10 protein-coding genes and 1 tRNA gene are annotated in these 10,789 nt (G+C 33.7%); 7 read left to right on the top strand and 4 right to left on the bottom strand.

Going from position 1 to position 10,789, the window contains the following annotated elements; translation table 11 throughout:
* Positions 1 to 871: 871 nt before the first annotated feature.
* On the bottom strand, positions 872 to 1,081 hold the full coding sequence (locus AC3WJF_RS12865; protein WP_492452761.1) for a hypothetical protein: 210 nt from the start codon (positions 1,079 to 1,081) through the stop codon (positions 872 to 874).
* 182 nt (positions 1,082 to 1,263) lie between these two features.
* Between AC3WJF_RS12865 and AC3WJF_RS12860 the strand changes: the two genes are divergently transcribed.
* Complete coding sequence (locus AC3WJF_RS12860; RefSeq protein WP_492452760.1) at positions 1,264 to 3,012, top strand: ABC transporter transmembrane domain-containing protein; 1,749 nt, start codon at positions 1,264 to 1,266, stop codon at positions 3,010 to 3,012.
* A gap of 4 nt (positions 3,013 to 3,016) precedes the next feature.
* Positions 3,017 to 4,807: an ABC transporter ATP-binding protein gene (locus AC3WJF_RS12855; protein ID WP_492452758.1), complete on the top strand. Its 1,791-nt coding sequence runs from the start codon at positions 3,017 to 3,019 to the stop codon at positions 4,805 to 4,807.
* A 42-nt stretch (positions 4,808 to 4,849) separates the two neighbouring features.
* Here the strand turns inward: AC3WJF_RS12855 and AC3WJF_RS12850 are convergent, their stop codons facing one another.
* The gene (locus AC3WJF_RS12850) at positions 4,850 to 5,044 is read right to left on the bottom strand and encodes a Spo0E family sporulation regulatory protein-aspartic acid phosphatase (protein ID WP_492452756.1); all 195 of its coding nucleotides are present in this window, start codon (positions 5,042 to 5,044) and stop codon (positions 4,850 to 4,852) included.
* A gap of 254 nt (positions 5,045 to 5,298) precedes the next feature.
* On the opposite strand from AC3WJF_RS12850, the gene AC3WJF_RS12845 reads away from it, so the two are divergent.
* The 3 genes from AC3WJF_RS12845 to AC3WJF_RS12835 all read left to right on the top strand — a co-directional run bounded on the left by AC3WJF_RS12845 (position 5,299) and on the right by AC3WJF_RS12835 (position 7,199).
* The gene (locus tag AC3WJF_RS12845; protein WP_492452754.1) at positions 5,299 to 6,012 is read left to right on the top strand and encodes a cytochrome c biogenesis CcdA family protein; all 714 of its coding nucleotides are present in this window, start codon (positions 5,299 to 5,301) and stop codon (positions 6,010 to 6,012) included.
* Between the two features lie 145 nt (positions 6,013 to 6,157).
* On the top strand, positions 6,158 to 6,514 hold the full coding sequence (locus AC3WJF_RS12840; protein ID WP_492452752.1) for a response regulator: 357 nt from the start codon (positions 6,158 to 6,160) through the stop codon (positions 6,512 to 6,514).
* 196 nt (positions 6,515 to 6,710) lie between these two features.
* Positions 6,711 to 7,199, top strand: a complete 489-nt coding sequence (locus tag AC3WJF_RS12835) for a CcdC family protein (RefSeq protein ID WP_492452750.1) — start codon at positions 6,711 to 6,713, stop codon at positions 7,197 to 7,199.
* Between the two features lie 54 nt (positions 7,200 to 7,253).
* Here the strand turns inward: AC3WJF_RS12835 and AC3WJF_RS12830 are convergent, their stop codons facing one another.
* Positions 7,254 to 7,679 carry a DUF2621 domain-containing protein gene (locus AC3WJF_RS12830; protein WP_492452749.1) on the bottom strand — a complete coding sequence of 142 codons (426 nt, stop codon included), beginning with the start codon at positions 7,677 to 7,679 and terminating at the stop codon, positions 7,254 to 7,256.
* A gap of 138 nt (positions 7,680 to 7,817) precedes the next feature.
* Between AC3WJF_RS12830 and AC3WJF_RS12825 the strand changes: the two genes are divergently transcribed.
* Positions 7,818 to 7,914: transfer RNA gene (locus AC3WJF_RS12825), tRNA-Sec, on the top strand.
* A gap of 105 nt (positions 7,915 to 8,019) precedes the next feature.
* Here AC3WJF_RS12825 and AC3WJF_RS12820 read toward each other — a convergent pair.
* On the bottom strand, positions 8,020 to 9,351 hold the full coding sequence (locus AC3WJF_RS12820; protein WP_492452747.1) for an arsenic transporter: 1,332 nt from the start codon (positions 9,349 to 9,351) through the stop codon (positions 8,020 to 8,022).
* Between the two features lie 297 nt (positions 9,352 to 9,648).
* On the opposite strand from AC3WJF_RS12820, the gene AC3WJF_RS12815 reads away from it, so the two are divergent.
* Complete coding sequence (locus tag AC3WJF_RS12815) at positions 9,649 to 10,785, top strand: exonuclease SbcCD subunit D (RefSeq protein ID WP_492452766.1); 1,137 nt, start codon at positions 9,649 to 9,651, stop codon at positions 10,783 to 10,785.
* Positions 10,786 to 10,789 lie beyond the last annotated feature (4 nt).

The raw sequence follows: 10,789 nt of genomic DNA, 5'->3' as shown, positions 1-10,789 counted from the left end.
ATATATATCAAATTAATCCGGAAATTTTCAAAGGAATATCAGTAGGTTTATTTATGGGGCTTTTTATTGTAATTAAAAAATATTAAATAAGGAAGGATCACAAGTGTTGTATAAATGATGTAGCAATTTTCAGTTTAATCTTCCTTTTAATTAGGGACAAAAAGGAAGATACCCAATCAAAGGTGGTTCCAGCGAGCAGAAAAATATTAACACTAAAATAAGAAATGGAAAGGTTAATGTTATGAAGCTTTTTATAGGTCTTACTCTACTAATTATTTGTACGTTTTCGATAATAAATATTGTTTTACTGTATGTTTTTAAAAGTGTATATAGACCAAAAATATTGTTTATTATACAATTGTCGACGTTTATTATTCCGATACTTTTGTTTATTTTTAACAAAGAAGAATATGCTTATAAATTTTTTTCTGTGATGCCGTTTTACTGATATTTCTGTATTGTAGTAATAAACTGTATTTTAGACTTTATCATATTGTATATTCTAAGATAATATATCAATTAATTGAGTCTCCAGTTATTTCAGATATTTTTCAAGTTAAAAATCGTATCTATACAATATCGCAAGAAGGATATGTATTGATAGATTTGAAGAAAGAGGATTACAAAATACATATTGATATCGAAAACTGTAATACAAATGATAAAAAGGTATTCAAAAGACTAGGATTCACAAAAAAATACAATTCAACAAACTTAAAGTAAGTAGTTAAGAATGGGTAATAATTCAAGATTAATATTAATATTTTAAGATAAATAAACCAAAGTTTAATTTTCTGCTTTTATTATTCAAAAAGCCACTATTTCTGTTAATCATCCTAACAGAAATAGTGTTTTTTTCTTTTTGTGCATATTAATCTCTCCACGGATTATTATTGTTGAACACATCTACCACTTCGTCAATTGCGTTCATTATATTTTGATGGTTATCACTGCTAAATTGATTATCTTCATGGACATCACGCTTTACATCTTGATTTATATTTTCGAATGTCCCATTTACCTTTTCCGTGATTTGATCATGATTATTTGGAGTAGAATCATTATCATTGTTCCTTTTCATTTTTTTCACCTCTAAAAATAGGGTGTCTATAAATGTGAAAAATATACATTGAAATATATGGAAATACCAAAATTAATTTCTTGTTATAGACTTACATCCAATCTTTCCTAACATTAAAATGTTTGATAAAATTAGAAAGTATTTGCAAATTCAGATAATGTTAGGCAGATGGGGGAAAAGTAATGAAGGTTTTTATGGATTTAATGTGGTTTTTTAAACAAGAAAAAAAGCCATATATCATTGGAATTTCGATTTTAGCATTTGTTGCAGTTTTGCAATTAGTTCCACCTAAAATCGTCGGTTATATCGTAGATGAAATTAAAGATAATAAGCTTACCCCGTCGCTGCTTGGCAAGTGGGTATTTATTTTAGTTGTCGTGGCTTTAGCGATGTATATATTGAGGTATTATTGGCGAATCATGATCTTCGGGTCTTCCTATAAGCTTGCTCGTGTGCTTCGCAACCGGCTTTTTCATCATTTTACCAATATGTCACCATCATTTTATCAAAAAAATCGTGTAGGTGATTTAATGGCTCATGCAACCAATGACCTTCAAGCAATTCAAGGGACAGCGGGAAGTGGGGTATTAACACTTGTAGATTCTATTATGACAGGAGGTTCCGTCATTATTGCAATGGCGGCCACCATTAGCTGGAAATTGACGCTTATAGCATTGATTCCTATGCCATTCATGGCCACTTTGACGAGTTTTTATGGGTCTATTTTACATAAGCGATTTCATAAAGCACAGGCAGCATTTTCTGATTTAAATGACAAAACACAGGAAAGTATAAACGGAATAAAGGTTATTAAAACCTTTGGACAGGAAAAAGAAGATATCTCATCTTTTATCAAGCAATCGGATGATGTTGTAAAGAAAAATATTTCTGTTTCAAGGATTGATGCTCTCTTTGACCCGACTATTTCAATCGTTATTGCTATATCTTTCTTTCTATCAATCATTTTCGGCTCAAGATTAGTGATTAATCATGAATTAACAATAGGTCAATTAATTTCCTTTACGACTTACATTGGGCTCTTGACATGGCCGATGCTTGCTTTCGGAAGTATTTTTAATATTATGGAACGTGGTAGAGCATCCAATGATCGTGTGAAAAAACTGTTAGCAGAACAGGTTGAAATAAAAGATAAACGAGATGCATTAAACAAAACTCCATCTGGTTCTATTATTTATGGAATAGATTCATTCTGTTATCCGAATGAGAAAAAAGAGATATTAAAGGATATATTTCTAACAGTTAATCAAGGAGAAACTTTAGGGATTGTCGGGAAAACCGGAGCTGGTAAGACGACATTGTTAAAGCTATTGATTCGTGAATTTGAAGGATATCAAGGGAAGATTGAATTTGGTGGACATTCCATTCAAGATTATAAAATGGATAGTCTCAGAAGTGCAGTTGGCTATGTCCCACAGGATCATTTTTTGTTTTCTGCTACAGTTGGAGAAAATATTGCTTTTACTAATCCATCGATGCCAAAAGAGAAGGTAGAAGATGCAGCAAAGCTTGCGCATATTCACGATGATATTGTCGAATTTACAGATGGCTACGAAACGATTGTAGGAGAAAAAGGGGTATCTTTATCTGGCGGACAAAAACAAAGAATTTCGATTGCAAGAGCCTTAATTATGGACCCAGAAGTATTAATATTGGATGATTCTCTTTCTGCAGTAGATGCAAAAACAGAGGAATTGATTTTAAAGTCTTTAAAGGAAGAAAGAACCGGCAAAACAACTATTATAACTGCTCACCGCTTAAGTGCTATTAAACATGCGAATCTGATTATTGTCTTAGATGATGGGAAAATTATCGAACGTGGTAATCACGATGACCTTATTAATAAAGGTGGCTGGTACAAGGAAATGTATGACCGTCAGCAGCTTGAAGAACTTGTGGAACATGGGGGATAATCATATGGATAAGATGACATCAATGTCCGCGGATAAACAGCGTAAAGTATTATTGAGGTTAATGAGTTATACAAAACCACATATAAAGATTATTATTTTTGCTTTTACATTGTTATTGCTGGCAACTCTTGGAGATATATATGGACCAATCATCATACAAAGATTTATCGATGATTATTTAACACCGCATCATTTTCCATATAAGCCGCTTGTTACTTTAGCATGTCTTTATATTGGGATCCAAATATTCAAAGTAGTAATTTCATATTTTCAGATTTTTAAATTTCAGGAAATTGCTATCAAAATTATTCAACAGTTGAGAATTGATGTGTATTCAAAGGTGCAGACTTTAGGGATGCGCTATTTTGATAAAACACCCGCAGGCAGTATTGTTTCTAGAATTACAAATGACACGGAAGCTATTTTTGATATGTTTGTGAATGTAATGGTTACTTTTATCCAAGGAAGCTTCTTATTAATTGGAATATTTATTGCGATGTTCTCTTTAAATGCAAAACTTGCATTATTTTGTTTATGTATATTGCCGCTTATCTTTTATGTTATGGTATTATATCGAAAATTTAGCTCTGTATTTTACCAAGAAATGCGTGAACGTCTAAGTCAGTTAAATGCCAAATTAAATGAATCTCTGCAAGGGATGTCCATTATACAGGTATTTCGCCAGGAGAAAAGACTTAGAGAGGAATTTGCTGATATCAATGAAAAGCACTACAATGCAGGGATGAGAAATATTAAGATTGACGGATTATTACTTCGACCTGCCATCGATGTAATCTATGTTTTTGCTTTAATTATTGTTTTAAGTTTTTTCGGTATAACTTCCTTCCATCATACCGTGGAAATTGGTGTGTTATATGCATTTGTTAACTATTTAGATCGATTTTTTGAACCTGTCAATCAAATGATGTTCCGTCTTTCCATGTTTCAACAAGCTATTGTTGCTGCATCAAGGATTTTTAAAGTAATGGATGAACAAGAAGTCGCACCAATTCAATATGACAAAGAGCAATTGAAAATTGTTGAAGGCGAAATCGAATTTAGAAATGTCAGTTTTTCTTATGATGGAAAGCGTGAAGTACTAAAAAATATCTCATTTGTTGCTAAACCTGGGCAAACTGTTGCTTTAGTTGGACATACTGGAAGTGGTAAAAGCTCGATTATTAATTTAATGATGAGGTTCTATGAATTTAACAAAGGAGAAATTTTTATAGATGGTAAATCAATAAAAGAGTTTCCCATGGCAGAATTACGAAACAAAATGGGGCTAGTTCTTCAAGATCCGTTTTTATTCTACGGTACGATAGAAGACAATATACGCCTTCATAATAATGAAATATCAGATGAAGATATCGAAGAGTCAGCTAAATTTGTGCAGGCACATACCTTTATTGAGAAAATGGATGACCGTTATTCTCATAAGGTTGTCGAACGTGGAGCAACCTTTTCCAGTGGTCAACGTCAGTTAATAGCATTTGCGAGAACTATTGCTACAGATCCTAAAATCTTAGTTTTAGATGAGGCAACAGCAAATATTGATACGGAAACAGAGGAATTAATTCAGGAGGCTTTAGAGAAAATGCGGAGGGGACGTACAACGATTGCGATTGCCCACCGCCTTTCCACAATCCAGGATGCAGATCTAATATTAGTGCTCCATCAAGGAGAGGTAGTCGAAAGAGGTACGCATCACGAATTAATTGCTAAAAACGGATTGTATCATAAAATGTATTTATTACAGAACGGTATGGCCGAGCATATGGAGCAAAGCATATAAAAACGAGTGATTAGTATCACTCGTTTTTAACTTCATATTAGATTAAGAACTTTTACTCGTTACTAGTTGGGCAGTTGTCCTTTTAATAACATATACTTCGTTATATTGATTAAGTAAACGATCCAATTCTTGACTATAGAGAATTGTAGTCGGAGAGTGCAGTCCTTCAATCATAACCATTTCTATTAATTCAGCTCGTTTTTTTTCAATTAGGTTGGAAAGTTGATTTTTTGACACGGCTGTGGTCCTTTCATTAATAGAGTTATTAGATGAACATTTTGAAAAAATGATAGATTAATAATAGTATAACCATTCTTTTACACTTTTTCAAAAAGAAGTTCTTTTTTTCCAATTGTAATGAAGGGAGATGCCATAAAAACGTCACAAGTAACCTATTCATTTATTTAGCATAAATTTGTTAAAATAAAGGAGAGCCGTGTTTTTTTAGTTTTATTATTGTTAAGGCAGAAAATTAGCAGGAGTTGTGATAAATGCATAATGTTGATCTAAATTTTTTTCTAGCGTTCGGTGCGGGGTTTCTTAGCTTTATTTCGCCTTGTGTTTTGCCTCTTTTTCCAGCATTTATTTCATACATAACCGGAATGTCCGTTAATGAGCTTAAAACAGAAAATGCAATGCTTCAAAAGAGAAGTATGCTCCATACCTTGTGCTTCATAGTAGGGTTTTCCATCGTATTTATCGCTTTAGGATACGGTAGTTCACTTATTGGACAGCTTTTTTATGATTATCAGAATTTGATCAGACAGATTGGAGCAATTCTTATTGTCTTTTTTGGATTAGTTGTTGTTGGTTTCTTAAACCCGAAATTTATGTTGAAGGAGCATAAGTTCCATTTTAAAAGCAGGCCATTAGGATTTGTCGGTTCCATTCTTATCGGTATTGCCTTTGCAGCAGGGTGGACACCTTGTACAGGTCCTATTTTAGCAGCACTCTTTTCTTTAACTGTTACGAATCCCCATTCCGCAGTTTTTTATATGATAGCTTATGTCTTAGGCTTCGCCATCCCATTTTTCATTCTTTCTTTCTTTATAGGAAAACTGCAATGGATTAAAAAGCATAGTGCGAAAATTGTAAAAGTTGGCGGTGCAGTAATGATTATCATGGGGGTATTCCTCTTCTTTAATTGGATGACCACCATAACCAGCTATATGAGCTATTTGTTTGGGGGATTTTCAGGTTTCTAAATTGATTTTCACCAGGTAAGCAATACAGATAAGTACCGTCTTTCATAAATATCATTGCATGAAATGAAAGTTATTTGTTATAGTTAATGTATCAATAGTATGAATTTTTAGGTAATGGTTTGTAATGAATGAGGGGGAAGCACCTGTGGCGAAAGTGCTAGTAGTAGATGATGCAAAATTTATGAGAGTTACTTTAACGAATATGCTGAACATGGGAAATCATGAAGTGATTGGAGAAGCGGAAAATGGACGGCAAGCAACAGATCTGTATCGATCACTAAAACCCGATGTAGTTACGATGGATATTACTATGCCAGAAATGACAGGGATTGAAGCAGTAAAAAAAATAATAAGTGAATTTCCAGATGCCAAGATCATCATGTGTTCTTCCATGGGACAACAGCAAATGGTCTTAACTGCTATTGAGGCTGGTGCTAAAGATTATATCGTAAAGCCATTTGATGCAAGCAGAGTTAATGCTGCAATTAGTAGACTGCTTTAGAACCATTCGATAAACAAATCGGATGGTTTTTTACTATTAATACAGTCAATACTTTTTGTCTATAATTTATCATATACGGTATATGTATTTGTGTTCTGAACAAAATTAGTTATAATAAGAGTTGAATCTTTTATTATGAAGAATATGGTACTAAATTATATAAAAATAACATCAATGTAAAAGAGGATGATTTTGTATGACTGAAATTATTGTTTCATCCATTATAGCCTTATTAATGGGAGGCATGGTTATTTTTATCAGACTTAAAGCTTCCAACAAACCTGTTTCCGTGAAAAAAATTATTTTACCTCCGTTCTTTATGAGTACAGGTTTCTTAATGTACATCGTCCCATATTTTCGATTGTCGTTAGGAGAGGTTTTGGAAGCATTAGTGGTAGGGATGGTATTTTCCTTGTTATTAATAAAAACATCCCGTTTTGAAGTTCGCGACAATGATATTTATTTGAAACGTTCCAAGGCTTTTCCATTTATTTTAATCGGGCTTTTAGTAATACGTCTAATAATGAAAGTAGTTCTTTCATCAGAAATTGATATGGGTCAACTGAGCGGCATGTTTTTCCTTCTCGCATTTGGTATGATCTTACCATGGAGAGTCGCAATGTATCTTCAATACCGAAAACTTGCTAATGGATTGAACGAAAATATACAAACAAAAGGAATATAAAAAAGCGAAGCATAAAAATTGCTTCGCTTTTTCAATATGCATGAAATGTTTATCCTAGAATAAGTTTTCATATGGTGCAACATCTATTTGCATATCATTTAGTTTTTTTCTTAAAAATTTATGGTCTCTTTTAGGAGTGGCTATTATATATCCGCGAATAACGTGATCTAAAGTGATGGATTTAGCATTGTCAAGTAGAGCAACCTCTCCGATTTTTCCTGCAATTTTATGTCTAGCTACATCGCGAAATAACTCCGGTACTGGACTTACCAATTCTTCCAACAATAATTTATTTTCAGCTGTCCATAATTTTCTTGTTTCATTTACATAATGTTCTTCCCAATCCATTACGGATTTTCCGTCCTCTTTCGGTAATTTTTTTAAAAACTTCCGAAACATAAAAAATCCACCAATAGCCATTAAAGAGATTAAAACGACTACCCAGAAGAGGATAAACAATAAAAACCAACCTTGAAGCATGAAATGAACCCCCTACAAATCTACACTTTCTAACTACATTATAGTCAAAAAAGATAAGGACAGACAAGCTTAAAACATAATTGAATACTTTTTACTTGTGAATAGTAGGCAATTTTTCTATAATGTTATAAGTGTTACGGGGCTGATTGTGTTGCTGGTGCATACCGAGGTCTTCAAAACCTTCTGGGAGGCGCGTGTCGTCTTTGCTGGGTTCGATTCCCAGGCAGTCCCGCCAGTATTAAGCTTGTTTGACACTTTGTTATGAATAAATAACTGTCCGTTATTTTATACAAACGCATTCCAACCATTAACAATGCCAATTACAATCCAAATTACCCCGCTAAAAAATCCAAGAAACCCAATAATATAAGATGATTAATGTAAATATTACTGTAGGCGGAATGACGGTAATAGTAATATTTACATACTGCTTCCATGTGATTCTTACTTTCCCTTTTTTTAGAATGTGCATCCACATAAGAGTGGCAAGGGTACCCATCGGAAGAAGTAAGGACCCAATATCACTTCCGATAACATTTGCTAAATATGAGACTTTGAGTGAAAGTGGGTCTAGATTCATATTTGTTAAAGTAAGTGTACCGACCATCAATGCAGGATGATTATTAAAAATATTAGATAATACTGTTAATAAAAGTCCCATCATGATACTTGCATGGAGTAAGCTTCCTGATACAATTGGATGCATGAATTCTATTAGCCAGGTAGTCATGCCAATGTTGCGCAATCCATAAATAATGACATACATTCCGAATGCAAATATAAGAATATACCACGGAGTTTTTTTGAATATATCTAGGGGAGGTATTTTTAAATAAAACCATCTCCATCCCAACAAAGCCAATGAGCCGATTACTGCAATGACAGAAACCGGGACAGAAAAATAGGATCCTACAAATAAGCTTATACGGACGGCAAAAACAAAGAAAAGAACGTTTCGCATAAAACGAGAGCGAGTGTTATCAGAATTGATTGGTTCGGAGGTTTTAAGTGGGTGATAAGCTGGGCTTGTTAGTCCAGAAACTTTGATTGGTACTGTTTTTGGAATGTCTTTATAAAACCTGACAAATAGCAATATAACTAGAAAAAGTAAACCTAGTGTAGCAGGAATAAACATCATCGCTGTCTGCATATATAAGGTCATATGCACAATTTTTAAGGCGATTAAATTCACGATATTACTTACCCCAATAGGTGCACTTGATGCTGTAGCAATAAGTCCCCCTGAAAGTAAATAAGGTATTTTCTGGTGATTTTTCAAACCCATATTATTTAAGAGCATGACTAGAATTGGCGTTGTAATTAAAATACTACCATCATTATTAAAAAAGAGTGTCATTAAAAAACATAAGAGATTTACATACCAAAATAGTCGAATTCCCGATCCTCTTGCTTTCGCTGCTAATTTTTCAGCCATCCAATGAAAAAAACCGAAACTTTCTAAAACAATCGCCATTACGATTGTGGCAATAATGGTTATGGCTGCCCCGCTAATAGTTTCAGTTATTGTACCAAGGTCGGATAATGATATACTTCCACTAAGTAGGACAAGAAGTGCCCCGATTAAAGCGGGTACTGCTTCATTTATACCATTAGGTCTCCATAATATGAAGATGACTGTACCGATAAAAGCTAATATGGTTATCCAAGCCATAATTTCAGTCACTCCTTTCGGATAACACATTGAAAAATCAGTCAAATGATAATAATTTATTGTATTTGTCCTTCCATGACAGCAATCTCTGTAGTTATTATGTTCATTATTCATATGTATCCTTTATAAGACAAGCGATAGGTTATTTACCCCTTTTTCCATATTTCCGCAAAAATCTATCAGCGAATATCTTACTGTTTAAGGATTATCACTAATATGTTTTTACTTTGAAAGGAAATAGAACTCCATTTTGCTATAATAGTATTAATACAGACAAACTAACCTGAGGTGATGATGTTGAAATTTATTCATACCGCTGATTGGCATTTAGGTAAGCTAGTGCATGGCATTTATATGACAGAGGAACAAAGATTTGTTTTAGAGCAGTTTGTCCATTTGATTGAAGAAGAAAAGCCGGATGCTGTTGTCATTGCAGGTGATTTATACGATCGCTCTGTTCCCCCAACAGAAGCCGTAGAATTATTAAATGATGTACTGTATAAAATAAATGTCGAGTTAAAAACTCCGATTCTAGCTATTTCAGGAAATCATGATAGTGCTGAACGATTGTCATTTGGATCTTCCTGGTATCGTAAAAGCGAGTTTTATATGAAAGGCAAATTATCTAGAAACCTTGATCCCATTCAAATAAATGGTGTTAATTTTTATCTGGTTCCTTACACAGAGCCAGGCTTAGTTCGTGAAATATTTGATAATCCAGCCATTCAATCCCATGATGATGCGATGAGAACTATTGTAGGTGAAATAGAGAAAACACTAAATCCAAATGAACCAAATGTATTAATTGGACATGCCTTTGTATTAGGAGGGCAAACATCTGACTCGGAAAGGATATTATCAGTTGGAGGATCTGGTTGTGTGTCAAGCGAATGCTTTAGCCCATTTACCTATACTGCACTTGGACATTTGCACAGCCCTGATGCTATTCGCCATGATAGGATTCGATATTCTGGCTCTCTTTTGAAATATTCCTTTTCTGAAGCGAAACAACGAAAATCGGTTTCCATTGTTACAATTGATGAAAAAGGGGCTATTGCTATTGAGGAACGAGAACTGAAGCCTCGGCAAGACCTGCGAGAAATAGAAGGTTTTTTAGAAGAAATATTGGAACCTGCTTTTTACCAAAGTCAGAAACTGGATGACTATATGAAAATTACCCTTAAGGATGAAGGAGCATTAATTGATCCAATTAATAAACTTCGGAAAGTATATCCTAATGTTCTTCATTTAGAAAGAAAGATTGATAAGATTGATAAGGTGTCCAAGCATTCATTTCAGGCGATTAAAGGAAATACGAAATCGGAACTAACCTTATTTGAAGATTTTTACCGCGAAATGACAACACTTGAATTTTCGGATGATAAAAAGGAGCTAATGACTTCCATAATTGATAAGGTGAAGGGAGCCGTATAGAACA

The organism is Heyndrickxia sp. FW510-T9 (assembly GCF_058781025.1).
This window is presented reverse-complemented; position numbering and strand designations above follow the sequence as displayed.